This window comes from Streptomyces sp. NBC_01335, from assembly GCF_035953295.1.
In the GTDB taxonomy this organism is placed as follows: domain Bacteria; phylum Actinomycetota; class Actinomycetes; order Streptomycetales; family Streptomycetaceae; genus Streptomyces.
Genome location: NZ_CP108370.1, coordinates 1510637 through 1536031, shown reverse-complemented (window position 1 = coordinate 1536031; position 25395 = coordinate 1510637). Strand labels below are relative to the sequence as shown.

Below are 25395 nucleotides of genomic sequence, written 5' to 3'. Positions count from 1 at the left end.
TCCAACGCCCCCCATTGATCCCGGAAGGCCCGCATGACCACCGGCAGACCCCTCCACCTGGCCGCCGAGATCGGTGGCCCGCCCCGATACGAGCCGGACCACTACCTCGGCCTGGCACGGCTCGCCGAGGGCGGCGCCCTCGACTACGTGACCCTCGGCGACTCCTTCGCCAGGCCCGGGCCCGACGCGCTCTCCGTGCTCGCCCGGATCGCGCCCGCCACCGACCGGATCGGGCTCGTGCCGACCGTCGACACCACGCACACCGAGCCCTTCCACGTCTCGTCCGCCGTCGCCACCCTGGACTGGGTGAGCCGGGGCCGGGCCGGCTGGACGGCCGACGTCTCGACCACCGAGGCCGTGGCCCGGCTCTTCGGCCGCCGCGCCGCCGCGCCCGCCGAGGCCCTGTGGCGCGAGGCGGGCGAGGCCGCCGACGCGGGCGCCCGGCTCTGGGACAGCTGGGAGGACGACGCCGAGATCAGGGACACCGCCACCGGCCGGTTCATCGACCGGGACAAGGTGCACCACATCGACTTCGAGGGCGAGGCCTTCTCCGTACGGGGCCCCGCCATCGTGCCGAGGCCCCCGCAGGGCCGGCCCGTCACGGTGATCGACGGCACCACCGCCACCGCCCGGGCGGTCGCGGCCCGCCACGCGGACGTGGTGCACGTCCGGGCCACCTCGCCCGAACAGGCCGCCGCCGCCCGCGCGGACGTCCTCCGGCTCGCCGCCGCGCACGGCCGCCCGGCGCGCGAGCTGCGGGTGCTGGTCGCGCTCGCGGTCGACCTCGGCGACGCGGAGACCGCCCCCGAGCCCGGGCTGGCGAGCGGGCCGCCGCTGGCCGGCCACGGCACCTACTTCCGGGGCGGGCCGGTGGACCTCGCCGAGCTCATCTCCCAGTGGTACCGGGCGGGCGCGGCGGACGGGTTCCACCTCACCCCCATCACCCCGGCCCGCGACCTCGAAAGGATCGTCAACGGCACCGTGGCCCTCCTCCAGCACCGCAGCCTCTTCCGCACCTTCCACCCCGGCCACACCCTCCGCGAGCACCTCGGGCTCGCCCGCCCCGCCAGCCGCTACGCGCTCGCCCGGACCGCGGGGGAGCAGCGATGACCGAGCACCGGCAGATGCATCTGGCCGCCCACTTCCCGGGCGTCAACAGCACCACGGTCTGGTCGGACCCCCGGTCCGGCAGCCAGATCGACTTCGCCTCCTTCGAGCACCTGGCGAGGACCGCCGAGCGCGGCAAGTTCGACTTCTTCTTCCTCGCGGAAGGGCTCCGGCTGCGCGAGTACGACGGGCGTGTCCACGACCTGGACGTCGTCGGGCGGCCGGAGTCCCTCACCGTGCTGAACGCGCTCGCCGCCGTCACCGACCGGCTCGGGCTCGCCGCCACCGTCAACGCGACCTTCAACGAGCCGTACGAACTGGCCCGCCGGTTCGCCACTCTCGACCACCTCAGCGGCGGCCGCGCGGCGTGGAACGTGGTCACCTCCTCGGACGCCTTCACCGGCGAGAACTTCCGCCGGGGCGGCTTCCTCGACCGCGCCGACCGCTACACCCGGGCCGCCGAGTTCGTCGCCACCGCACGCGAACTGTGGGACTCCTGGACACCGGACGGGACGCCCCGGCCGGTCGCGCACCGGGGGCAGCACTTCGACATCTCCGGCGAGTTCACCCTCCCCCGGTCCCCGCAGGGGCATCCGGTCGTCATCCAGGCAGGGGACTCGGACGAGGGCCGTGAGTTCGCGGCCTCCGCCGCCGACGTGATCTTCACCCGGCACGGCACCCTGGAGGCCGGACGTACCTTCTACGCGGACGTCAAGGGGCGGCTGGCGGCGTACGGCCGGGGCCCCGACGACCTGAAGATCATGCCCGGGGTCAGGGCCGTGGTCGCCGACACCGACGAGGAGGCCCAGGAGCACGCCGCCGGGATCCGCCGCCTCCAGGTCTCCCCGCAGAACGCGATCCTCGCCCTCGAACAGGTCTGGGGCCGCGACCTGTCCTCGTACGATCCCGACGGACCGTTCCCCGCGATCGACCCGGAGCCGGACTCCGAGTTCGCGCAGGGCCGGGTCAGGATCGCCGACCCGTTCGCCGTGGCCGCGCGGTGGCGGGCGCTGTCGGAGGAGAAGGGGCTGTCCATCCGGGAGACCGTGATCGAGACCACCACCCGGCAGTCCTTCGTCGGCAGCCCGGAGACCGTCGCCGCCGAGATGACCGACTTCGTCGACCAGCGGGCGGCGGACGGCTTCATCCTCGTCCCGCACCTCACCCCCGGCGGCCTCGACGACTTCGTCGACCGGGTCGTCCCCCTCCTCCAGGAACGTGGTGCGTTCCGGTCCGAGTACACCGGTTCCACCCTGCGGACACACCTCGGGCTGGCCGAACCCGTATGGAAAGGTTGAGCACATGAGCACGAACGCGACGCAGGAGTGGCAGAGCTGGCACGAGGGGCGCACCGCCGCGGCTGCGGCGCCCTACGGACTGCTGGCGCTGGCCGGTACGCACTGGCTCGCCGATTACCCGGAAGGGCGAATTCCGGCCGTCCCGGGAGAGTGGCGCGAGGACGGTGACGATCTGGTGCTCGGCGCCCGGGCCGAGGACGGCCTGACCGTCGACGGCAAGCCGCTCACCGGGGAGGTACGCCTGCGTCCCGACAGCGGGCCGGTCGACGACGCCCGCGTGGCCCTCGGCGAACGGCGGTTCGTCGTGCTCCGCCGCGAGGGCCTCTGGGCGGTCCGTGACTTCGACCCGGCGGCGCCGAACCGGCACGCGTTCAGGTCGATCGAGGCGACGCCGTACGACGCGCGCTGGAGCCTGTCCGGCACCTTCCGCCGGTACGAGGAACGCACCGTCCGGGTGAAGAACGCCGACGGCGTCGAGCGCGGCCTCCAACTCGCGGGCGAGGCGGCGTTCGTCGTGGACGGAACCGAGCACACCCTCCAGGCCGCGGTCGAGCCGGACGGCTCGCTGTGGATCGTCTTCGCCGACGCGACCAGCGGTGACAGCAGCTTCCGGTTCCGCTTCCTGCGGCCCGCCGCCCCCGCGGCGGACGGCTCGGTGACGGTCGACTTCAACCGCGCCCTGCTGCCCCCGTGCGCCTTCGCCGACCACTTCATCTGCCCCTTCCCGCCGCCGGGCAACACCCTCCCGATCGCCGTCCCGGCGGGGGAGCGGAAGCGGCTCGACGGCTGAACCGGCACCTGGGCCGCGTTGCGGAATCAGCGCCGTCCGCCCCGGCCCCGGCAGCATCCACGCTGCCGGGGCCGGGGCGTTCCCGCGTCCCGTACGGCCCCGGGCGGCTGAAAGACGCCCTTGCGCCACGCGCGGCCGGTCCCAAATACTCCCCATCAGCGCTTGTCAGGAACACGGCATCCGCATAGCGAACGCATGTCGGAAGCCCGACGCCTGACTGCGCCTCACGGGTCCGCCACCCCACGGACGGGCCCCTGATTCCCCCTTGGAGGAACGCGAAGTGAGGATCAAGCGCACCACCCCCCGCAGCACCACCGCCAGACGCAGCAGGGCCGTCGCCATCGCGGCGGGTCTGGTCGCCGTAGCGGCGCTCGCCGTCCCTGCGGCCAACGCCGAGTCGGCCGGAACGTTCAGCACCGCCCAGCTCACCGCCGCGAGCGACGCCGTGCTCACCGCCGACGTCCCGGGCACCGCCTGGAGCGTCGACCCCGCCACCAAGCACCTCGTCGTCACCGTGGACAGCACCGTCACGCAGGCCGAGATCGCGAAGATCAAGGAGACCGCGGGCGACGAGGCGGGCGCCCTGCGCATCGAGCGCACGGCCGGCACCTTCAACAAGCTGATCTCGGGCGGCGACGCGATCTACGCGAGCAGCTGGCGCTGCTCGCTCGGCTTCAACGTCCGCAGCGGCAGCACCTACTACTTCCTGACCGCCGGTCACTGCACCGACGGCGCGGGCACCTGGTGGTCCAACTCGGCCCACACCACCACGCTCGGCACCACCTCGGGATCCAGCTTCCCGGGCAACGACTACGGCCTGGTGACGTACACCAACAGCAGTGTCACCAAGAGCGGCACCGTGGGCAGCGTGGACATCACCGGCGCGGCCAACGCCACCGTCGGCCAGTCCGTGACCCGCCGCGGCTCCACCACCGGCATCCACAGCGGTACGGTGACCGGCCTCAACGCCACCGTCAACTACGGCAACGGGGAGATCGTCTCCGGCCTGATCCGCACCAACGTGTGCGCCGAGCCCGGCGACTCCGGCGGCCCGCTCTACTCCGGGACCCTGGCGATCGGCCTCACCTCGGGCGGCAGCGGCGACTGCACCTCGGGCGGCACGACCTTCTTCCAGCCCGTCACCGAAGCACTGAGCGCGTACGGAGTCAGCGTCTTCTGATCCCCGGCGCCGACCCCTGGTCCTGCGGTCCGCCGAAGCCCACGGGGTTCAACCGCCCCGTGGGCCGCGGTGGCCCCACGGACCCGGCCCGCGGCCCGGTCCCGTGGTTCCGCAGGCCCCGACGAGCCCCCGTTCACTCCGGACGGGGGCTCCCGCGCGCCCCCCGCTCTGCGCGATGATGGCCGTACGGTCGGACGCAGAGGAGCGACGGGGGCGGACGCCGTTGTCCGTACGGAGGTGCGCCCTCCGGCCCCCGCAGACACCCAGGGGGTTCCAGGCCCGTGCATCGCATCGGAGTGACCGGACACCGTTCCATTCCCCCGGAGGCCTACGCCCACGTGCGCGCGGGTCTGCGCACGGCGCTGTACGAGACCGGGGACCCGCTGGAGGCGCTCTCCAGCCTGGCCGTGGGGGCGGACCAGCTCTTCGCCCGTCTGGCCCTCGCGCGCGGCGCGCGGCTGACGGCGGTGATCCCCAGTGACGACTACGAGGAGTGCTTCGACGAAGAGGCCGAACTGAAGGACTACCTCACCCTCAAGTCCCTCGCCGGGCGGGAGGTGCGGCTCGACTTCCGGCACTCCACGGACGAGGCGTACTACGCGGCGGGCACCTGGATCGCCGACCACTGCGACCGGCTCGTGGCCGTCTGGGACGGCCTCCCGGCCCGGGGCCTGGGCGGCACCGGCGACATCGTGACCTACGCACGCGCCCTGGGCCGCCCGGTCACCGTGATCTGGCGCGACGGTGTGCGCCGCGACTGAGCTCGTACGCAAGCAAATTGACGATACGTCATATGCGGTGCCTGGCCAGCCAGTCCGTGTGCTCGGGGGAGACGATGCGCTCGGTCTCGAAGACCGCCGCGGGCCACTGCCGTTCGGTGAGCGAGGTCTCCATCGCCGCCTGCATCGACTCCAGGTCCTTCTCGACCACGGAGTGTGCCGAGACCAACGGGTGGTGGCGGCGCATCTCGTTCCAGGCCAGGCACGCCGCGGCGGCGGCCGACAGCACCCCGGTCAGGCCGAAGGACCGGCCCGTCCCGAAGGTCTGCACGAGGCAGAGGACCAGCGCCGGCGCCGTCAGTGCCGCGACCGTGCTCGACCAGGCCAGCGCACTCCGCCGGGAGGCCGACTGCCGCCTCCGGTACCAGCGGCGCTGCTCTATCAGGCGGTCGCGTACGTAGGTCTCCTTGCGCACGGTGAACGCCTTGTCCCGCAACACCCGCATGGGCTCGGTGACGAGGCCCGCGTCCGGCCCGTCCAGGCCGTCGCGGGGGTCGTCCCAGCCGGCTTTCCGCAGTTCCTGGAGCCCTTCCTCCAGCCTGTTGGCGAACACCGCCTCCGGGTGCTGCGTGGTGGTGTCGTAGGGGGAGCCGTGCACCGCGTAGCGCCAGCAGTTCGACTTGATGAACTCCGCTGCGGAGCGGTTGAGTTGCCAGTGCGACTTCGCTTTGCGGTGCGAGCCGAAGAGGGTTGCGACCAGAACGCCCGCGTAGGCCAACGCCCCGAGTAAGTCGAGGAGTTGGAGGGAGTCCCCGACTTCCACGCTCCACGGCAGCGCGGCGGGTATCGCCCCGAGGACGAGGAACGTCAACTGGAAGCGGGTCGTACGGATGGCCTCCCGCTGCCGGGCGACGGCGACGGCGTCGGTGCGGTGGAAGAGTTCGGGCAGGTCGGCATCCCTGAAGACCATGGACCGCAGGGGTTCAGGAATCGCTTTCATGTCCGCTCCGGTGATCGAAACAGGGGGAGCCCTGTTGGTGGAATGGCCCGATCCGCCATTACGGGCAACTTCCTTGCCCGAATGGGGGTACACATGTCTGTGAAGATGTGCTCGCCGAGATTCTGAGAGTAAAGTCGTGACGCCGGACACTGCAATGGTGCAGCTGGCCGGTGCTGTTTCCATGTCCGGAACGAGCCAATCAAGGACGGCCGTGAAGACCTACGCATTCCCCTCCTCCTTCGCCACCGCGAAGATCAGCCGTGTGCCGCTTTCCAAGATCGAGACCGCCGGGGGCGACGTCGCCGAAAAGCTCGGACGGATCGTCTCGGTTCCGGGCGGCCGCTCGAACAGGACGTCGACGTTCAACTCCGCGCTCTGATCCGAGTTCACCCGGGGGCGTGCAGCGGCATTGCGCCGCTCACGCATGGCCGACGCACCTGGTGCCGATGGCTAGACTGACGGAATGACAGGACCCCCGGTCCCTTTCCGTGAAATCGTTCTGAAGGTTCACAGCAGATGTGATCTCGCCTGTGATCATTGCTATGTCTATGAACATGCTGACCAGAGTTGGCGAACCCGCCCGAAAACAATCTCTGACCAGGTGATTCAGCGGACGGCTCAGCGATTGGCCGAGCACGCCGGGACACATGCACTGCCCTCCGTGTCAGTGATCCTGCACGGAGGGGAGCCGCTACTCGCGGGCCCCGCGCGGCTGCGCCGCATCTGCGAGGAGTTCGGCTCCGCGCTCGCGGGAGTCGCCGAACTGGATCTCCGCATCCACACCAACGGCCTTCAGCTCAGTCCGCGGTACCTGGACCTCTTCGCCGAGTTCGACGTCAAGGTGGGCATCTCCCTCGACGGCGACCGGGCGGCCAACGACCGACACCGCCGCTTCGCGGACGGCCGCAGCAGTCACCCCCTCGTGCTCAAGGCCGTGGAACTGCTCCGGCAGGAACGCTACCGCCACCTGAACCTCGGCCTCCTCTGCACGATCGACATCGCCAACGACCCGCACGCCGTGCTCGACGCCCTGACCGAACTCGATCCACCGCTCATCGACTTCCTCCTTCCGCACGCCACCTGGGACGAACCGCCCCCGCGTCCCGACGGGTCGCCCGTCGCCTATGCCGACTGGCTGCTCGCGATCTTCGATCGCTGGCAGGAGCAGGGGCGTCCGGTGCCGGTCCGGCTGTTCTCCTCGGTGCTGTCCACCCTGAGCGGCGGGCCGAGCCTCACCGAATCGCTCGGGCTTGCCCCCACCGACCTCGTCGTCGTGGAGACGGACGGGCAGCTGGAACAGGTCGATTCGCTCAAGAGCGCGTACGAGGGCGCAGCCGCCACGGGCTTCGACGTCTTCACCCACTCCTTCGACCAGGTGGCAGCCCATCCGGGAGTCCAGGCCCGCCAGCTCGGTCTGGCGGGCGTCAGCGAGGACTGCCGCAGTTGCCCCGTCGTACGTTCGTGCGGCGGCGGGCTCTACACCCACCGCTACCGCTCCTCCAACGAGTTCGACAACCCGTCCGTGTACTGCGCGGACCTCGAAGCGCTGGTGCGCGGGATCGAGGAGCGTACGGGGTCGGCCCTCGTCTCGCCCGCCCTGTCCGGCCCGGCCGGGACGGCCGCCGAGCACCACGAGCTCACCCGCACGCTGCTGGCCGGCCTCCACGCGCTGCTCGACGGGCTCGGGGGTGAGCCGTGGGCGCGGGCGTGGGAGACGGCGGGCGTCCTGGAGGAGTCGGAGGCGGGGGCCGCCGGCCTCGACCGCGTGCTCGCCCATCCGTACGCGCGTTCCTGGCTCCAGGAGACCGTGGAGGGGCTCCACTCCGACCCGGACCGGGCCGTCGCGGAGGCCTCGCGGCTCACCTCGTACGTGGCCGCGGCGGCCCTGCGGGCCGGCCTGACGGACCCCGTGCCGGTGGTCCACCGGGGAGGCGGGCTGTTCCTGCCCACCCTCGGCGAGCTGACGCTCGGCGGTGCGGGCGACCACGGGACGGTCCTCGTCCGGGGCGTGCCCGAGGGCTTCGTGGTGGAGCGCGGGAGCGGCGAGGAACTGCGCGTCGCGTTCGGGGAGCCGGGCGGCGGCTGGCGGCCGGTCCGCCGGCTCGCGGTGGCCGGGCTGCCCGGCTGGGCCGTCGACGATCTCGACCCCTACCGCGACTGCCACGCGGCGCCCGCCGCGGACCGTCTGGAGCCCGAGGTCTTCGAGGCCTTCGGGGAGGCGCTCGCCGGCGCCTGGGCCCGGATCGAGGCGGTGGCTCCGGCGATGGCCACGGCCATGGCGGAGGCGGTGACCACCGTCACCCCGCTGACCCGGGGCTGCCGGGCCGAGCGGCCTCGCGGCCATGGAGCGCTCGGGGTCCCGGTGGACGCCGACGGCCCAGGAACGGCGGTCGAGATGGTGCGGGCCCACCGCAGGAGCGAGCTGCGGGCCCTGCGCGACGTCACGGACCTGTACGCGGCGGACGGGGACTGGGAGTATCTGTCGCCCTGGGACGGGACCGCCCTTCCGTTCTCCCGTCTGCTGGCCGAGACCCATGAGCGGGTGGGCGTCGGGCTCTTCGATCCGGAATTCCCCGCGGGTGTGCAGGAAGCGCTCGACCTGCTGGAAGAGGCTCCCGAGGCGACCGTCCACGGGAAGCGTCTGTTGGACGTGATCCGAAAAGAGCTCAGCGGTGCGCAGGGGGTCAGCAGGAACGGCGACTCCGGGACAATCTTCGATCAAGAAGGTAAGTGATCGATGCTGCTGGGGAGATGACTGAAAAGGGGCGGTGAATGACCGAAGATCGAAGGGGTGGAGAGCGGCCCGCTCCGGAATGATGAATTCGCTCGCATTCACTCCGTAGCATCGGATGTGGGTGCTCACACAGGACGGGGGTCGTGTGCACGCATGATGCAACAGCGAGCGTCGGACCATCGGCCGTACTTCTTTCTCAGTTACGCGCACACACCGGGGTACGGCGGTGGAACGGACCCGGACATGTGGGTCGAACGCCTTTTCCAAGATCTCTGCGGCCATGTGATGGCCATGACCGATCTCCCCGCGGGCACCACCGCGGGGTTCATGGACCGGGAAATACGATCCGGCGAGGGCTGGTCGGAACGGCTCGGCGCGGTGCTCGCCACCTGCCGGGTCTTCGTTCCGCTGTTCTCGCCGCGCTACTTCGCCAGCGAGATGTGCGGCAAGGAGTGGTACGCCTTCGAACAGCGGGCGATCCATCATCGCGCCCGCTCCAACCAGCCCGCCGAGGCGATCGTCCCGGCGCTCTGGGTGCCGGTGCCGCCCAGTCAGTTACCGGGCTCCGCCGAGCGCATCCAGTTCAACCACCGGGACTTCGGGGAACGCTACGTCAGCGACGGGCTCTACGGCCTGATCAAGCTCCGGCTCTTCGCCCAGGAGTACGAAAGAGCCGTGTACGAGCTGGCCAAGCGCATCGTCACCGTCGCCGACACCGTGCGGATCGACACCGGAAGACCCGTCGACTACCGCCTCGCCCCCAGTGCCTTCGGGTCCCGCAGCAGCGGTGCGGGGGCGCCGAAGCCGATGCGCATCACCATCGCCGCACCCACCCGCCACGATCTCCCGCCCGGGCGGAACGAGGCCTACTACGGCGACAACCCGCAGGACTGGAACCCCTACCACCCGGCCGCCGCGCGCCCGCTGGCCTACGTCACCGAGGAACTCGTCCGCTCGCTCAACTACCAGGCCGTGATCGGCTCGTTCGACGAGGACCAGGGGCAGTCCGAGGGCCAGGGACTGTCCGCGGAGAAGCGGGCCCCCACCACGCCGGAGATCCTCATACTCGACCGATGGGCGCTCCGGGACGAGGACCGCCGCCGCAGGCTCGCCGCGTTCGACGCCGACAACAGGCCCTGGGTGACCCTGGTCGTGCCGTGGAACCGCGACGACCCGCAGAGCACCGCCGAGGAAGCGGAACTCACCGCGATCCTCGAACAGACCATGCCCGTCAAGATGAGCCAGGGGCGCGCCTTCTGCCGCGTCGCGGCCAAAGGAGTACCCACCATGGAGGCGTTCGGCCAGATCCTGCCGCAGGTCGTCGAAGTCGCCGCGCAGCAGTACCTGCGCAACGCGACCGTCTACCCGCCCGGCAGCGGCGGCGGGCACGGTGAACGCACCCGGCTGACGGGGCCCATGGGCCACACACAGTTCATACCCGACACGCTCGACCCTGGGACGCAAGCGGAGGACGTATGACAGCCGGTCGTGACGGGCGGATCGTCACTTTCTACTCCTACAAGGGAGGCACGGGGCGCACCATGGCCCTGGCCAACACCGCCTGGATCCTGGCCGCCAACGGCAAGCGGGTCCTGGCCGTCGACTGGGACCTGGAGGCGCCGGGCCTGCACCGGTTCTTCCACCCCTTCCTCGACCCCGCCACCCTCGGCGCCACCACCGGTGTCATCGACCTCATCACCGAATACGCCTGGGCCGCCACCAGCCCCGCGCAGCGCCCCGACGACTGGCACCGCGACTACGCGCGCATCCAGCAGCACGCCGTCTCCCTGACACCGGAGACGCTCGGCTGGGAGTTCCCCCGGGGAGGAACCCTCGACTTCGTCTCGGCCGGCCGCCAGAACCGCGAGTACTCCGCCGCCGTCTCCACGTTCGACTGGGACAACTTCTACGACCGGCTCGGCGGCGGAAGCTTCTTCGACGCCCTGCGCGACGACATGAAGGCCAACTACGACTACGTCCTCATCGACAGCCGCACCGGCCTCAGCGACATCGCCGACATCTGCACCGTCCACCTCCCCGACGTGCTGGTGGACTGCTTCACCCTCAGCGACCAGTCCATCGACGGCGCCGCCTCCGTGGCCCGCCAGACGGCCGAGCGCTACAGCGGGCGGCCGATCGCGATCTACCCCGTCCCGATGCGCATCGACGAGGGCGAGAAGGAGAAGGCCGACGCCGGACGGGCCCTCGCCCGCTTCAAGTTCGACCGGCTGCCGCGCGACCTGTCCGGCGACGAACTCACCGCCTACTGGGGTGCGGTGGAGATCCCGTACCGCCCCTACTACGCGTACGAGGAGACGCTCGCGACCTTCGGCGACGAAGCCGGGCTCACCAACTCGCTGCTCTCCGCCTTCGAACGGCTCGTGGCGGTCGTCACCGAGCAGGAGGTCACCTCCATGCCGCCGGTCGCGGAGGACGTCCGGCTGCGCATCCGCGACGCCTTCACCCGGCGCCGGCCCACGCTCCCCGCCGACATCTTCCTCAACTACGTCGCGGAGAACCGGATGTGGGCGGACTGGATCGAGTCCGTCCTCACCCGGGCCGGCTTCCGTGTCGTACCGCGCGACGTCTCCACCGAACGCGAGGACCGCGAACCGCCCGTCACCGCGCCGGAGACCGCCGCCCGCACCGTCGTGCTGCTCTCCAGCGCCTACCTCAAGTCCCAGCGCGCCACCGAACTGTGGCAGCGCTCCAGCACCGAGGACCAGACCGGCGGCCGGCGCCAGATCCTGTTCCGCGTCGGAGACGTCCGGCTCACCTCCGCCTACATCGACCGCAACCCGGTGGACCTCTTCCGGCTCGACGAGGCCCACGCCGCGGCCGCCCTGCTGCGCGCGCTGGACCGCCCGGCCCACCTGGGCGACGGGTCGGCGCCGGGACCCAGGTTCCCCGGCACGGTCCCGAAGATCTGGAACGCCCCGCCGCGCAACCCCGGATTCACCGGCCGCTCCCTGGTACTGGAACGCATGCGCGACCAGCTCGGCGGCGGCATGGCGGTGGTGCTGCCCCAGCCGCAGACCCTGTACGGCCTCGGCGGCGTCGGCAAGACGCAGGTGGCGCTGGAGTACGTGCACCGCTTCATGGCCGACTACGACCTGGTGTGGTGGATCTCCTCCGAGCAGACCGACGACGTGGTCGCCGGACTCGCGGAACTCGCCGCCCGGCTGGGCACGCAGGGCGGTGACGACATGGCGGCGGCCTCCAAGGAAGCCGTCGACCTGCTGCGCCGCGGGGTGCCCACCGACCGGTGGCTGCTGGTCTTCGACAACGCGGACGACCCCGAACGGATCAGGCGCTACTTCCCGCAGGGCGGCTCCGGCCACATCCTGGTGACGTCGCGGAACCAGACCTGGTCGCAGCACGGCGACGCGCTGCCCGTCGACGTCTTCCTGCGCGAGGAGTCCGTCGAACACCTCCGCCGCCGCGCACCCGGACTCAGCGAGGAGGACGCCGGGCGGGTCGCCACGGCCGTCGGTGACCTGCCGCTCGCCGTCGAGCAGGCCGCCGCCTGGATCGCGGAGACCGCGACCCCCGTCGACACCTACCTCGACCAGCTCGCCGAGCAGGCCGCCCAGGTGCTGTCCCTCAACCAGCCGGCCGGCTACCCGGAACCCGTGGCCGCCACCTGGAACGTCTCCATCGAGCGGCTCAAGGAACGGTCGCCCGCCGCGGTGCGGCTGCTCCAGCTCTGCGCCTTCTTCGCCCCCGAGCCGATCAGCGCGAGCCTCCTCTACAGCAAGGAGATGATCGAGGCACTCAAGCCGTACGACTCCTCCCTCCAGGAGAAGCTCGTCCTCGGCCGGGTCATCCGGGAGATCGGCCGGTTCGCGCTCGCCAAGGTCGACCAGGTCTCCAACTCGATCCAGGTGCACCGGCTGGTGCAGGCCGTCATCAAGGCGCAGCTCAGCGAGGAGGAGCAGCGGGAGGCCCGGCACGTGGTCCACCGCGTCCTGGCCGGGGCCCGGCCGGACGACGACGAGCCGATCGACAACCCGGAGAACTGGGCGCGGTTCGCCACCATCTGGCCGCACCTGGGCCCGTCCGGGGCGCGCCACTGCGGGGAGCCGGAGACCCGCAGGCTGCTGATCGACCGCGTCCGCTACCTCTGGAAGCGCGGCGACGTCCGCACGGCGGGCGCGCTGGGCGCCGAACTCCGCGCCGCCTGGGCGGAGACGCTGGGCAAGGAGGACATCCAGTACCTGTACCTCTGCTTCCACATCTCCAACATCTTCCGCTCGCGCGGGCGTTACGTGGAGGCGAAGGAGCTCGACGAGATCACCCTCCAGCGGCAGCGCGACATCCTGGGCGCGGAGCACCCCCACACCTACATGACGACGAGCAGTCTGGCGACCGACCTCGGCATGCTCGGGGAGTACGGCCGGGCGATCGAGCTGGCCAACGAGGCCCGTGAGGGGTTCGGGCAGATCTTCCACGAGGGCCACCCGAGGACCCTCGCGGCGGCGAACAACCTGGCGCTCAACCTGCGGCTGGTCGGGCAGTACTCCCGGGCCCGGGAGATCGACCAGGAGGTGTACGACCGGCGCAGCGAGGTGCTCGGCGCGGAGCATCCGTACAGCCTCTCCTCCGCTGTGAGCCTCGCCCGCGACCTGCGCGACGTGGGCCGGTACGAGGACTCCGTGGCGCTGCTCAGCCGTACGTACGACAGCTACAAGAGGACGCTCGGCCCCGCCTTCCCGGGCACGCTCTCCGCCGCCAAGGCGCTCGCGGTGGCGCTGCGCAGGGCGGGGCAGCTGGAGGACGCCCGCAGGCTGACGCTGGCCACCCGGGCCAGGTACCGGGCGAAGTACAGCACGCCCAACCCGGAGTCGCTGGCCTGCGACCTCAACCTGGCTGCCGACTACTACGCGATCGGTGAGACGTCGCAGGCGAGGGACGCGGCGCGAGAGGTGGTCGAGCAGTACCTGGTGGTGCCGGGGGAGCGGCACCCGTACACCCTGGCCGCGCAGAACAACCTGGCCGTCTACCTGCTCGGCTCGGGGGAGGCCGAGGAGGCGGCCAGGACGTCGCGGCGGGTCGTCGACCTGATGCGGGAGCTGTTCGGCCGGGACCACCCGCACACGCTCTTCTGCGTGATGAACCTGGCCAGCGCGACCGCGGTGCTCGGGGACGCGGTGCTGGTACTGGAGACGGAGCAGCTCCTCGCAGGACAGCTCGGCAAGGCTCTCGGGGCGCAGCATCCGGAGGCGCTGGCCATGATGGGGAACACGGCGGTCACGCTGGAGGACCTCGGCCGGCACGAGGAGGCCCAGCAGCTGCGGGCGCGGATCGTGGGGGAGCTGGCCCGCCAGCTCGGTGACGACCATCCGATGACGCGGATCGCACGGGACGGCAGGAGGTTCGAACGGGAGCTGGAACCGATCCAGGTGTGAGCGCGCGGGAGGGGCGGGCCACCCGGTCGGTGACCCGCCCCTCCCGGTCGGGACGGTTGCTCAGTTCATCGAGCCCGCGCCGGCCTCGCGGCCGTCCAGCAGCCAGTTCAGGATGCGGGGAAGCACAGACAGTGCGTCGAAGTGCGCCGCCGCCGGTTCCAGCACGGTCGTCGCGCCCGGGATCCGGCCCCCCAGCCAACGGGAGTGGCTGGCCGGTGAGAAGACGTCCTGCTCGCCGTGCCAGAGCATCACCGGGCAGGTGATGTCGGCCGGGTCGAAGCCCCACGGCCGGCTGAAGGCGAGGGCGTCGTCGATCCAGCCGTACGCCGAAGTGCGCAGGCCCTCGCTGTAGTTGCGCAGCAGCATCGAGCGGATGCCCGCGTCGTTGACCACCACCCGGTCGGAGTCGGTGAGTTCGCGCCGCAGGTCGTCCAGGAGCCGTACCGGGTCGACCCGGATCTCGGCCGAGCGGACGATGAAGGACGCCGTGAGACTGTCCGGGTCGGCCGCCGCGGTGGAGTACGCCAGTACGTTGGAGGCGGCCATCCCCTCGAACCAGTCGAGCCCCGGGGCGTCCCAGGGAGCCAGCGGCACCAGGGCGGCCGCCCGGGTCACCCGCTCGGGCATCAGCGCCGCGCAGGCCAGGGCGTGCGGGGCGCCGCCGGAGCGGCCCACCACGGCGAACCGCTCCAGGTCGAGGGCGTCGGCGATGGCGCGTACGTCCTCGGCGACGTCGCCCACGCTGCGGCCCGGACACCGGTCGGACTCGCCGTAGCCGGGCCGGTCGTAGGTGATGAGCTGGGTCTGGCGCTGGTACATGATCATGCCGCGCGGAGCGGGTCCCAGCCGGCTGCCCGGGGTTCCGTGCAGCAGGAAGACGGGTCTTCCGCGCGGATCCCCCTGCCGCTCCACGATCAGGTGACGTCCGTCCGCCACGCGCACCCGGTTGCGCACCCGTACCTCCTCAGGTCGCCCGGCCGCCCGGGCGCGGCGCGCCCGGTACGAGCTCTCCTTTCGATGATGGGCCATCAAAGCCCTTGTGCGCACTACCTGTTGGGGGAGAAACGGGGTCATACGGTGTGTGCGCCCCCTGGAGGTGCTCCCGGGGTTCCTGGTGCGCCGGGACCGGTCCCGGCGGTGTCTGAGGCGCCCCCTGCGGGCTTCGTCCGGGTGTGCCGCAGGGAGAGCAGCAGGGTCAGGGCCGTACCGACGACGGCCCAGGCGGAGAGGATCAGCAGGGAGCCGGTGACCGCGTTGCCCCGGAAGTAGGCGATCGAGCGGGCGACCCAGGTGCCCGCGCCCGGGGGCAGGGCCGGGCCGATCGTGCGCCAGAAGTCCGGCAGCATCGGCAGCGGGAAGGCGCCGCCCGCGCTCGGGTTGCCCGCGATCACGATGATCAGGACGGCCAGCCCGATGCCGACGATGCCGGTCAGCGCCTGCAGTGCGAGGGTGATCATCCCGGTGGCGAACACGACCAGCGCGCCCAGCCCCGCCAGCCCCCAGAAGCTGCCGGGCAGCGCGCCGAGGACGGGGCCGATGATGAGCGCGCCGCCGATGCCGCCCAGCACCGCGTACACCGCCATCGCCAGGGTGCGGATGAGCGCGCGCCGCGCGTTGGCCGGCCGGGAGCCCGCACTGATCGCGAGGATCGAGGCGCAGAGGTATCCGCCCACGCACCACCCGACGACCAGGTAGAACGACGAGAGCCCGTCGAAGTCGTCGGAGGAGGCCGGGGCCACGTCCACGATCCGGGCGGTGCGCTGCTGCTGGGCCAGGACCTCGGTGGTGATCTTCCCCAGGGAGTTGGCGAGCGCGGAGCCGCCGCCGGAGGCGACCAGCACGGTGTCGGTCGTGCCGGACGGGTTCACCACCAGCGCGCCGTCGATCTCGCGGTTCATGATCTGCCGCCGCGCCTCGGCGGCGTCGTCCACGGCGCGCGGGTCCAGCGGGCCGCCCGGCAGCTCGTCCAGCGCGGTGGTCAGCTGCTGGGACACCTGCGGGGGCGCCACGACACCGAAGGGGACGTCGGTGGCCACCGGCCGGTGCAGGGCGCCCACGTAGGAGGCGATGAAGAGCAGTTGCAGGACCAGCGCGCCGAGGACGAGCAGGGCGGCCCGGGGAGTGACGGCCTGTTTGACCTCACCGGCGAAGTTCATGCCCTCCACGCTCGGCGCGAGGGGCGCGTCGCGCAGGCGGGGCGGGCCGAATGGCGCAAGGAGCGGACGCTCCCCGGCCCCTCACCCCCGTTCCCCGGCGTCTCACCCCATCCCCGCTCCCCGGCCGCCCTTCACGCGGCGGGCGGGTGCCTGCGCGGTGTCGGCGTCCCCGCCGGTGCCCGGGCCGGTGCCGTGCCCGGTGCCGGGGCCAGGGTCGCGGGTCGTACGGCCCCGGCGCCGAAGCGGCGGCGGGCCCGGTCCGAGGCGGCCTCGGCGGCGCGGGACCGGTCGTCGACCGGGTCCAGGGAGAGCTGGCGCGGGGCGTCCTCGGCCGGCGAGAGGCCGTCCGCGCGCAGCGTGTAGGCGCGCACCCGGGCGCGTTGCAGCCCGAGCGAGTCCAGCAGCCCCAGGGCGGTGGCGGCGAGAAGGGGGGAGTGGCCGGTGGGCTCGGGGGAGGTACGGGAACGGGTGCTGGACGTCCGGTCGGCGTACCGCACGGTGAGCGTCAGGCGCCCGGCGACCCGGTGCCCGGCGCGCAGGCCCTGGCCCAGCCGCTCGGCGAGCCCCAGCACCGCCCGGTGGTGCAGGCCGGGGTCGAGGCAGTCCCGGTCGAGCACCAGATCGACGGAGAGATGGGCGGCGGGCTCCTGCGGCACGACCGGGCGGGGGTCGCGGCCGTGCGCGCGTTCGGCCAGCAGCCGGGCGGGACCGGCGCCGAGCAGACGCTGGAGGGTCAGTGGCGGCAGGTCGGCGATCTGGCCGATGGTGTGCACGCCGTACCGCCCGAGCGCGGTCGCGGTGGCGCGGCCGACGCCGGGCAGCGCGGCGACCGGGCGGGGGCGCAGCCAGGAGTCCGCCCGGTCGCCGGGGACCTCCGTGGTGTGCCCCGGCCCGGACGCGTCGGCCGCCATGGCGGCCAGCATGCGGTTGCCCGCGAGCCCCGCGCCGCACTCGATCCCGTACAGCGCGAACAGCCGGAGCATGACCATCTGCACCAGGTCGTACGGGGCCAGCCCGAAGTAGCGCAGCGCCGAGGTGAGGTCGAGCTGGACGGCGTCGGGCGGCACGGCCCGGACGTGCGGGGTGATGCCGGACATCAGCTCGACGATGTCGGCGTACCGCTCCTCGTCCGGCACGGGGTGCAGGTGGAGATGGGCGATGTGGCGTCCGGCCGGACGAGGGGGTGTCATCCCGCGCTCCCCTGGCTGGTGTGGCCGAGCTTGCGCAGGTCGGCCGAGCGGCTGCCGGCCGGCTGGAGGTCGGCGTACGGGTGCAGCCGGGCTCCCGAGGTGCCGTTGGCCAGGGTGCGCCCCGGCTGCGCGGGCGTCGGGTGCGGGCGCTCCCCGCCGAGCAGCGCGAGCGCGGCGGCGGGGCCGTCGTCGCGGCGGGCCGCCGCGATCCGGTCCAGGTCCCAGGCCATGGTGCCGACGACCGACCGCCGGTTGCCGCGTACCTGCACGGTGCCGCGCACCAGCAGCAGCCCGCTGTGGAAGACGGTGTGCGCGCACGCCGGGTGGGAGTCCTCGAAGAAGACCAGGTCGACCATGCCCGAGCCGTCCTCCAGGGTGACGAAGATGATCCGCTTGCCGCTGGCGATCGGCGGGGTCTGCGTGGAGGCCCGTACCCCGGCGACGAGGACCTGCTGTCCCTGGCGCACGTCGGCCAGGTGCGCGGCGTCCGTCGCGCCGATCTCCCGCAGCAGGCGGTGGTGGTGGACCATGAGGTGCCGGGACACGTCGATGCCCAGCGTGTTCAGCTCGGCGTCCAGGGCCTCGCGGCCGGTCATCTCCGGCAGACCGCTCGGCTCCGCCCCGCCCGCCGCACCCGCGTCGAGGGCGAGCTGCCCGTCGCCGGCGGACCGGGCGCGGGACTGCCGGTGCAGTTCGGCGACGTGCAGCAGCAGGTCCCGCCGGGTGAGCCGGCCGTCACCGAGCCCACCGAACGCACCGATCTCGACCAGGCGTTCGGCCAGTGGCCGGCTGGGGCGGGCCCGCTGCCAGAAGTCCGACAGCGAGTCGTAGGGCGCGCCCGCCTCGATCCGGGCGCTCTCGTCCTCGGTGATGCCGCGTACGGAGGACAGCGCGAGCCGCACCCCCCACCGCTCGTCGCCGGCCCGCTCCACCACGTACCGGGCACGGGAGCGGTTGACGTCCACGGGCAGCACGGGCACGCCCCGGCGGCGGGCGTCGGCGACGATGACGCGCCGGGGCCACATCCCGGGGTCGTGTTCGAGCAGCCCGGCGAGGAGGAACGCCGGGTGGTGAGCCTTGAGCCAGGCGCTCTGCAGCGCCGGTACGGCGAAGGCCACCGCGTGCGCGCGGCAGAAACCGTAGGCGCCGAACGCCTCCACGGTCGCCCACACCTTCGCCCGGACCTCGGGGCCGTACCCCCGGGCCGACGCGCGGTCGTGGAACCACCTGCCGATGGCGGGCAGCCGCTTGCGGTCGCCGAGCGCCCGGCGGGCGACCTCGGCCATCGCCCGGTCGCAGCCGGTCATCACGGAGAGGGTCTCGATGATCTGCTCGTGCCAGATGGTCACGCCGTAGGTGTCGGCGAGCACCGGTTCGAGGTCCGGGTGGGCGTAGGCGGGGGCCCGGCCGTGCCGCGCGGCGACGTACCGCTCGGGCATGCCTCCGGCGACCGGGCCGGGACGGAAGAGGCTGATGTCGGCGATGACGTCCTGCGGGTTGCGGGGCTGGAGACGGGAGAGCAGGTCCTGCTGACCGGGCGATTCGAGCTGGAACAGCCCGATCGTCTCGCTCTGCTGGATCAGCTTGAACGCGAAGACGTCGTCGAGCGGCACCTGCTCCGGGTCGTCCAGGTCGATCCGGCCGCCGGTCGCGCGTTCGATCTCGTCGACGGCGTGGGCCATCGCGGACTGCATCCGCACCCCGAGCACGTCGAGCTTGATGTTGCCCAGCGCCTCCACCTCCTCCTTCGCGGCCATGGCCATCGGGTAGTCGCCCTGCGGGGTGGGCTGCACCGGCAGCCGGTCCAGCAGGCCCGCGTCGCTGATGATCACGCCGCACGGGTGCATGGCCATCCCGTGCACCAGGGAGTCGAGTCCCTCGGCGAGCTCCCACAGCGGTCCGTACCGCTTCGCCTGCGACGCCAGCTGCCGCAGCTCGGGCAGCTCGGCGAGGGCGCCGGTGATGTCCGAGGCCCGCAGGTGCGGGAAGCTCTTGGCGATCCGGTCGACCTCGTCCGGAGCGATGCCGAGCGCGAGACCGGTGTCCCGCAGCGCCCGGCGGGCCCGGTAGGTCTCGGGCATCGCGGTGACCGCGACCCGCTCCTTGCCGAACCGGGCGAAGACCGCGTCGTAGCACTCCAGCCGCCGCGCCGACTCCACGTCGATGTCGATGTCCGGGAGCGAACGGCGCCGCTCGCTGAGGAAGCGTTCGAACAGCAGCCGGTGCTCCAGCGGGTTGGCGGTGGCGATGTCCAGGGTGTGGCAGACCATCGAGCCCGCCCCGGAACCCCGGGCCGCGACCCGGATGCCCAGCTCCCGGATGTCCGCCACCACCTGGCCGACGGCGAGGAAGTACGAGTCGTACCCCAGCCGGGAGATCACCCCGAGCTCCATGTCCAGCCGCTCCCGGGCGTCCGCGTCGCGGTCCAGGCCCCGGCGGACCAGACCCGCCTCGGCGCGTGTCCGCAGCAGCCGGGCGGCGCCCCCGGAATCCGGCCCGGCGCCGAAGAGTGACGCCTCCGGGAAGTGGTGGGTGCCCAGCCCCAGGTCCGCCACCGGGTCGAGGACGCATCCGGCGGCCGTCGCGGCGGTGTCCGCGAGGAGCCGGCGCGCCCGGCGGTCGTCAAGACCGGCGGACGCGGCGACCGCGCGGGCGACGGCGACCATGGCGCCCTCGCCCTTGAGCCAGCGCTGCCCGCTGTCCAGGCGGCGCCGGTCGACCGGGCGCAGCAGCCGTGCGGCGTCCAGCACGTCGGCCAGGCGGTGCTGGGCGGGGTCGGCGTAGCGGACCGCGTTGGAGAGCACGGCGGTGACGCCGGTACGGTCGGCCAGCGCCAGGGTACGGGCGGCCAGCCGCAGCGACCCCGGGCCCGTGCCACCGCGCTGGTACGCCACGGCCTCCAGCCGCAGCCCGGCCCCGAAGAGCTGCCGCCACGGCGCCAGCAGCTTCACCGCGACGTCCTCGCGGCCCGCCGCCAGCGCCCGTACCGGCTCCGACAGCGGGCCCAGCAGCACGGTCAGACCGGGGCCGCCGTGCTCACGCAGCGCGGTCCACGGCACCACCGGCGCCGCACCGGACACCGCGCCGGCGTGCGCCGCCGAGGTGATGCGGCACAGCCGTGCCCAGCCCGCCCGGTCCTGGGCGAGCAGCACCACGCGCAGCGGCGGTTCGACGACATGGGCGCCTCCGCGCGCCGGGGTGCGCCGACGCTCGGCCGGGGGCGGCGGGGCGAGGGCCTCCACCGCGAGGTCGATGCCGAAGACCGGCCGTACGCCCTCCCGGGCGCATGCCTGAGCGAATCGAACAGCGCCGGTCACGGTGGACCGGTCGGTGAGCGCGAGCTCCGCCATGCCGAGCCCGGCCGCCCGCCGCGCGAGGTGCTCGGGGTGGGCGGCGCCATAGCGGGCGGAGTAACCGGACGCGACGTGCAGATGGGCGAAGCCCGCCATGCCGCACCTCCATTCCGCCACCCCATTTCCGACCTTTGCCCGATACGTTCCTCGTACGTTCGTTCGATTACCTTAACTCCATCGCCGCTGGTCGGCGAGCGGGCAAGGCCCCGGCCGGTGCGGAAGTATTCGAACGGAGGGGGCGGGGGTGGGGTGCTGGTCCGTCACCCTCCACGCGCGGTACGGCACTTGGGTTCGATGCGCCTTTCCGGGCTCCGTCCGGGGTGCGGTGCATGACCTTCGCCGCCCGGGGGCGGGATGCGGTGTTCGATTTCGGCGTGCCCGGTGGCGTGGGGGTGCGTCCCGTCGCGGGAGGGGGAGCCGACGAGGGCGCATTTTTTACCGACGCGTAACTTCCCCCGCGAAGCTACTCGTGCGTAATTTGGCATGAGCACATAAAGCTTGTGGTCCGGGCCACAGGGCACACCCCCACATCGCACTCCCTGAGCCGCAAGGAGATCCCACGATGCTGCCCTGGACCCGTACACCGCGAGCCCCGCGTGCGCGCAGAACGTTCGCCGCGCTGCTCCTCGCCGTCGCCGCCCTCGCCGGCCCCTCGGCGGCCGCCGCCTCGGCCGCCCCCTCGGCCGGTGCGGCCGCCGCCACCACGAGTGGCTGGAACGACTACTCCTGCAAGCCCTCCGCCACCCACCCGCGCCCCGTGGTCCTCGTCCACGGAACCTTCGGGAACTCCGTCGACAACTGGCTCGTGCTCGCCCCCTACCTGGTGGCGCGGGGCTACTGCGTCTTCTCGCTCGACTACGGACAGCTCCCCGGCGTGCCGGTCTTCAACGGCCTCGGCCCCATCGACCAGTCGGCCGCCCAGCTCCGCACGTTCGTCGACAAGGTGCTCGCCGCCACCGGCACCGCCAAGGCCGACCTCGTGGGCCACTCGCAGGGCGGCATGATGCCGAACTACTACCTGAAGTTCCTCGGCGGCGCCGCCAAGGTGAACGCGCTCGTCGCGCTCGCCCCCGACAACCACGGCACCACCCTCCTCGGGCTGACCAAGCTGCTGCCGTACTTCCCCGGCGCGGAGCCCCTGCTGAACTCCGCCACCCCCGGCCTCGCCGACCAGGTGGCCGGATCGCCGTTCGTCACCAAGCTCAACTCCGTTCCCGACACGGTGGCCGGGGTGAAGTACACCGTCATCTCGACCCGGTACGACGAGGTCGTCACCCCGTACCGCACCCAGTACCTGAGCGGCGCGAACGTCCGCAACGTCCTGCTCCAGGACCTGTGCGCGGTCGACGTCTCCGAGCACGTCCTCATCGGCACCACCGACAAGATCGCCTTCCACGAGGTGGCCAACGCGCTCGACCCGGCCCACGCCACCCCGACGGACTGCACCTCCGCACTCGGCTGACCGACGTTCCCGTACGGCACTCGGCATCCGGCACTCGGCGGGCGGCGCCCGGTGGGCTGCGCGCGGCCGGGTGCCGTACGGGGCGGGGGTGCGGCAGCGGGGCGCGTGGGGTCCGGGACGGCGGTCGGTACGGCTGCCGCGAGCCCACGGGAGGCCGGGAGATCATCCGGCCTGCGGCAGTTCAGGCCGTGGAACCTCGTGCCGATGAGCCACCCGGCCGCAACCCTTGCCGTGCGCGGCGGTGGTCGGTCGCAATTCGTACCGTCCGTGCCGTGGGGGCGGGTACGGGCTGGGACCATGGAAGCCATGACGACGATCAGTTACTGGGACGAGGCCGCCGACTCCTTCGACGAAGAACCCGACCACGGACTGCTCGACCCCGTCGTACGCGACGCCTGGGCGCAGCGCCTGCAGAACTGGCTCCCCGTCACCTCCTGCGAGATCCTCGACCTCGGCTGCGGCACCGGCAGCCTCTCCCTGCTCGCCGCGGGTCAGGGTCACCGGGTCACCGGCGTCGACCAGTCGCCCCGCATGGTCGCGCAGGCCCGCGACAAACTCGCCGGCACCGGCTCCGAGGTGCTGATCGGAGACGCCGCCCGGCCGCCCGTGGGCAACCGGCGGTTCGACGTCGTGCTGGTCAGGCACGTCCTGTGGGCGCTGCCCGACCCGGAGGCCGCCCTGGCGACCTGGGTCGGCCTGCTGAAGCCCGGCGGGCGGCTCGTCCTGATCGAAGGGGTGTGGAACGGGGTGGGCGTCTCCGCCGCACTGCTCACCGCCCTGCTCGCCCCGCACACCGAGCGGGTCCACCACGAACCGCTCTCCGAGGACTCCCGCCTCTGGGGCAAGGACGTGGACGACGAGCGGTACGCCGTCGTGGCCCGCGCCGAACCCCGGTACCGCCACACCGAGGTCGTCGACATCCACCTGATCCTCCGGCGCGGCCCCCGGGTGCTGCTCGCCCGCCGGGCCGGCACCGGGTACGCCGACGGCCTCCTCCACCTGCCCTCCGGCCACCTGGAGGACGGGGAGGACGTGCGCGAGGCGATGGTCCGCGAGGCGGCCGAGGAGATCGGCGTCACCCTCCAGCCGGAAGAGCTGCGGGTCGCGCTCGTCATGCACCACCGGGGCCCCGGCGGCAGCCCGCGCACCGGCTGGTTCTTCGAAGCGGAGTACGACCCCGAGCGGGCGCCGTACAACGCGGAGCCCGACAAATGCTCGGAGCTGGACTGGTACCGGCTGGACGCGCTGCCCGAGGACATGGTCGCGTACTGCCGGGCCGGTCTCGACGGATACCGGTCCGGCGAACGCTTCCTGATCCACTGGCACGAGGACGGCGACCCGGTCGCCCACGACCCCGCCGTCCCGCGCCGCGCCGTCCCGCTGCCGTCCGCCGGGGCCGGCACCGGACGGGTGCACCACATCGAGCTCTGGGTCTCCGACCTGGCGGCCGCCGCACCCGGCTGGGACTGGCTGCTCGGCCGGCTGGGCCACCTGCCGTACCAGCGCTGGTCCCACGGCCGCAGCTGGCGGCGCGGCGACAGCTACGTCGTGATCGAGGAGTCGCCGGACGCCGTCGCGCGGACCCACGACCGCCTCCGCCCCGGCCTCAACCACCTGGCGTTCCACGTCGAGGACCGGGAGGCGCTCGACGCGCTCGCGGCAGAGGCCCCCGACCACGGCTGGCGCCTGCTCTTCGCCGACCGGCACCCCTACGCGGGAGGCGAAGGGCACCGGGCCGCCTACCTGGAGAACGACGCGGGCTTCGAGGTCGAACTCGTGGCCGGCGGCCCCGCCCGCGAGGCACCCGCGCCGTGCGCCGGCGAACCGGCGACCGGGAGGGAAGTCCCCGCCGTCTGACGCGTGCTCGATGGGCGACACCTCGGCGGACGCGTCCCCGGCAGGCGTCCATTCCATTCGGCTATGCGGCAGACGCGTCCTCGGCGCCCTTCTTCTCCACGGGTGTCTCCTCCGCGGCCTTCTCCCCGGCGGGCGTCTCCCCGGGGGAGTCTCCTCGGCGGGCGACGATGCAGAAGGGGTGGCCCGCCGGGTCGGTGAGGACTCGCCACCGGGCACTGTTCGGCTGGAACTCGGGCTTCGCCGCGCCCAGTTCCAGGAGCATGGCCTCCGCCTCGTCGAGGTCGTCGACGTCGAAGTCCAGATGCGCCTGCTGCGGCGCGGTCCCGTCGCCCGGCCACTTCGGAGCCCGGTGACCGTCCACCTTCTGGAAGCCGATGCCGAGTCCGCCCTCGCGGGTCAGACCGGCGAACTCGGCGGTGGACCTGGGGTGGAGGGGGTATCCGGTGGCCTGCTGGTAGAAGGCGGCCAGCGCGAGCGGGTCGGGGCAGTCGAGTGCGATCGAGGTCAGTCTCAGGTGCGCGGGCATCGGTGCGTCCTCGGTGTGCGTGTGCGTGTGGTCGGGACGGGGCGGAGGTCACGCGCCGGCGGGTGCGAGCAGGTCCGGGAGCCGGCCGGCGAGGGCGAGGCGTTCGAGTGCGTCCAGGGCGTCGACGGCCGTCGCGGCCGCCGCCGGATCGCGTTCGGCGAGCCCGCTCTCCGCGAACTCGTCCTCGTCCAGGCGCAGGACCTCCGAAGCATCCGCGGAGACCCAGAGGTCCAAGTCCAGATCCTCCACCCGCACTTCGTCGCCGGTGACGGTGCAGGGGCGGGTGATGTCGCAGTACCAGCCCTTCAACAGGCCCTCGCCCGTACGGACTTCCTTCACCGCGTACCACCGGTCGCGCCAGTAGTGCTCGGTGAAGACGTCACCCGGCGCGAACGTGACGAAGCCGAAGTCCCGTACCCCGGGGGCGGCCCACGGGGCGAGGACGGTCACCCGGCTGCCGTCGTCGGCCAGCCTGCGGGCCGGGTAGCGGATCTTGGTCCGCCCGGCCTTGGTCAGGACGACGGTCACCTCACGGGTCGCCTCGGCGGTGCCGTTGCCCGCCCCATCGTCGGCTCCGTCGGTGGGTGATGCCGGGTGTGCGGACATGGCGTACCT

At 72.6% G+C, this 25395-nt stretch carries 18 protein-coding genes; 11 read left to right on the top strand and 7 right to left on the bottom strand.

Annotated elements, in window-relative coordinates:
* Positions 1-33: 33 nt before the first annotated feature.
* From OG599_RS06300 to OG599_RS06280, 5 genes are all read left to right on the top strand, one after another.
* Positions 34-1110: an LLM class flavin-dependent oxidoreductase gene (locus OG599_RS06300; protein ID WP_327174956.1), complete on the top strand. Its 1077-nt coding sequence runs from the start codon at positions 34-36 to the stop codon at positions 1108-1110.
* Positions 1111-1124: 14 nt separating this feature from the next.
* Positions 1125-2405, top strand: a complete 1281-nt coding sequence (locus OG599_RS06295) for an NtaA/DmoA family FMN-dependent monooxygenase (protein WP_327179935.1) — start codon at positions 1125-1127, stop codon at positions 2403-2405.
* 4 nt (positions 2406-2409) lie between these two features.
* Entirely contained in the window at positions 2410-3195 is a 786-nt protein-coding gene (locus OG599_RS06290; protein ID WP_327174955.1) for a DUF1684 domain-containing protein, read from the top strand.
* Between the two features lie 280 nt (positions 3196-3475).
* Entirely contained in the window at positions 3476-4375 is a 900-nt protein-coding gene (locus OG599_RS06285) for a S1 family peptidase (protein WP_327174954.1), read from the top strand.
* Between the two features lie 281 nt (positions 4376-4656).
* A complete protein-coding gene (locus OG599_RS06280) occupies positions 4657-5136 on the top strand; it encodes a hypothetical protein (RefSeq protein WP_327174953.1) in 480 nt (159 codons plus the stop codon).
* Between the two features lie 28 nt (positions 5137-5164).
* Here OG599_RS06280 and OG599_RS06275 read toward each other — a convergent pair whose 3' ends face one another.
* A complete protein-coding gene (locus OG599_RS06275) occupies positions 5165-6094 on the bottom strand; it encodes a DUF4231 domain-containing protein (RefSeq protein WP_327174952.1) in 930 nt (309 codons plus the stop codon).
* A gap of 211 nt (positions 6095-6305) precedes the next feature.
* Between OG599_RS06275 and OG599_RS06270 the strand changes: the two genes are divergently transcribed.
* The 4 genes from OG599_RS06270 (at position 6306) to fxsT (ending at position 14236) form a co-directional block, all read left to right on the top strand.
* Positions 6306-6473: an FXSXX-COOH protein gene (locus OG599_RS06270; protein WP_327174951.1), complete on the top strand. Its 168-nt coding sequence runs from the start codon at positions 6306-6308 to the stop codon at positions 6471-6473.
* Positions 6474-6557: 84 nt separating this feature from the next.
* On the top strand, positions 6558-8828 hold the full coding sequence (fxsBH, locus tag OG599_RS06265) for a radical SAM/SPASM protein FxsBH, inactivated beta-hydroxylase extension form (protein WP_327174950.1): 2271 nt from the start codon (positions 6558-6560) through the stop codon (positions 8826-8828).
* Between the two features lie 153 nt (positions 8829-8981).
* On the top strand, positions 8982-10307 hold the full coding sequence (locus tag OG599_RS06260) for a TIR-like protein FxsC (protein WP_327174949.1): 1326 nt from the start codon (positions 8982-8984) through the stop codon (positions 10305-10307).
* Positions 10304-14236 carry an FxSxx-COOH system tetratricopeptide repeat protein gene (fxsT, locus tag OG599_RS06255; RefSeq protein ID WP_327174948.1) on the top strand — a complete coding sequence of 1311 codons (3933 nt, stop codon included), beginning with the start codon at positions 10304-10306 and terminating at the stop codon, positions 14234-14236. The genes OG599_RS06260 and fxsT overlap by 4 nt, the downstream gene beginning before the upstream one ends.
* A gap of 60 nt (positions 14237-14296) precedes the next feature.
* On the opposite strand, the gene OG599_RS06250 is transcribed toward fxsT, so the two are convergent.
* The 4 genes from OG599_RS06250 to OG599_RS06235 all read right to left on the bottom strand — a co-directional run bounded on the left by OG599_RS06250 (position 14297) and on the right by OG599_RS06235 (position 21031).
* Positions 14297-15190 carry an alpha/beta fold hydrolase gene (locus OG599_RS06250; protein ID WP_327179934.1) on the bottom strand — a complete coding sequence of 298 codons (894 nt, stop codon included), beginning with the start codon at positions 15188-15190 and terminating at the stop codon, positions 14297-14299.
* A 116-nt stretch (positions 15191-15306) separates the two neighbouring features.
* Positions 15307-16392 (bottom strand): DUF3533 domain-containing protein, encoded by a 1086-nt coding sequence (locus OG599_RS06245; RefSeq protein WP_327174947.1) that lies wholly within the window; start codon positions 16390-16392, stop codon positions 15307-15309.
* Positions 16393-16523: 131 nt separating this feature from the next.
* Positions 16524-17582, bottom strand: a complete 1059-nt coding sequence (locus OG599_RS06240) for a DNA polymerase Y family protein (protein ID WP_327174946.1) — start codon at positions 17580-17582, stop codon at positions 16524-16526.
* Complete coding sequence (locus OG599_RS06235) at positions 17579-21031, bottom strand: DNA polymerase III subunit alpha (RefSeq protein ID WP_327174945.1); 3453 nt, start codon at positions 21029-21031, stop codon at positions 17579-17581. Before OG599_RS06235 ends, OG599_RS06240 begins: the two co-directional genes overlap by 4 nt.
* A gap of 466 nt (positions 21032-21497) precedes the next feature.
* On the opposite strand from OG599_RS06235, the gene OG599_RS06230 reads away from it, so the two are divergent.
* Positions 21498-22397, top strand: a complete 900-nt coding sequence (locus tag OG599_RS06230; protein ID WP_327174944.1) for a lipase family alpha/beta hydrolase — start codon at positions 21498-21500, stop codon at positions 22395-22397.
* Between the two features lie 306 nt (positions 22398-22703).
* A complete protein-coding gene (locus OG599_RS06225) occupies positions 22704-24254 on the top strand; it encodes a trifunctional class I SAM-dependent methyltransferase/NUDIX hydrolase/VOC family protein (RefSeq protein WP_327174943.1) in 1551 nt (516 codons plus the stop codon).
* Positions 24255-24315: 61 nt separating this feature from the next.
* Here the strand turns inward: OG599_RS06225 and OG599_RS06220 are convergent, their stop codons facing one another.
* On the bottom strand, positions 24316-24780 hold the full coding sequence (locus OG599_RS06220; RefSeq protein ID WP_327174942.1) for a VOC family protein: 465 nt from the start codon (positions 24778-24780) through the stop codon (positions 24316-24318).
* 48 nt (positions 24781-24828) lie between these two features.
* Positions 24829-25386, bottom strand: a complete 558-nt coding sequence (locus tag OG599_RS06215) for a DUF402 domain-containing protein (RefSeq protein WP_327174941.1) — start codon at positions 25384-25386, stop codon at positions 24829-24831.
* Positions 25387-25395 lie beyond the last annotated feature (9 nt).

Coding starts and splice junctions, on each gene's coding strand:
- OG599_RS06275 (WP_327174952.1), bottom strand. CDS start 6,094: ATGAAAGCGATTCCTGAACCCCTGCGGTCCATGGTCTTCAGGGATGCC.
- OG599_RS06290 (WP_327174955.1), top strand. CDS start 2,410: ATGAGCACGAACGCGACGCAGGAGTGGCAGAGCTGGCACGAGGGGCGC.
- OG599_RS06245 (WP_327174947.1), bottom strand. CDS start 16,392: ATGAACTTCGCCGGTGAGGTCAAACAGGCCGTCACTCCCCGGGCCGCC.
- OG599_RS06260 (WP_327174949.1), top strand. CDS start 8,982: ATGATGCAACAGCGAGCGTCGGACCATCGGCCGTACTTCTTTCTCAGT.
- OG599_RS06235 (WP_327174945.1), bottom strand. CDS start 21,031: ATGGCGGGCTTCGCCCATCTGCACGTCGCGTCCGGTTACTCCGCCCGC.
- fxsBH (WP_327174950.1), top strand. CDS start 6,558: ATGACAGGACCCCCGGTCCCTTTCCGTGAAATCGTTCTGAAGGTTCAC.
- OG599_RS06230 (WP_327174944.1), top strand. CDS start 21,498: ATGCTGCCCTGGACCCGTACACCGCGAGCCCCGCGTGCGCGCAGAACG.
- OG599_RS06225 (WP_327174943.1), top strand. CDS start 22,704: ATGACGACGATCAGTTACTGGGACGAGGCCGCCGACTCCTTCGACGAA.
- fxsT (WP_327174948.1), top strand. CDS start 10,304: ATGACAGCCGGTCGTGACGGGCGGATCGTCACTTTCTACTCCTACAAG.
- OG599_RS06215 (WP_327174941.1), bottom strand. CDS start 25,386: ATGTCCGCACACCCGGCATCACCCACCGACGGAGCCGACGATGGGGCG.
- OG599_RS06295 (WP_327179935.1), top strand. CDS start 1,125: ATGCATCTGGCCGCCCACTTCCCGGGCGTCAACAGCACCACGGTCTGG.
- OG599_RS06220 (WP_327174942.1), bottom strand. CDS start 24,780: ATGCCCGCGCACCTGAGACTGACCTCGATCGCACTCGACTGCCCCGAC.
- OG599_RS06300 (WP_327174956.1), top strand. CDS start 34: ATGACCACCGGCAGACCCCTCCACCTGGCCGCCGAGATCGGTGGCCCG.
- OG599_RS06240 (WP_327174946.1), bottom strand. CDS start 17,582: ATGACACCCCCTCGTCCGGCCGGACGCCACATCGCCCATCTCCACCTG.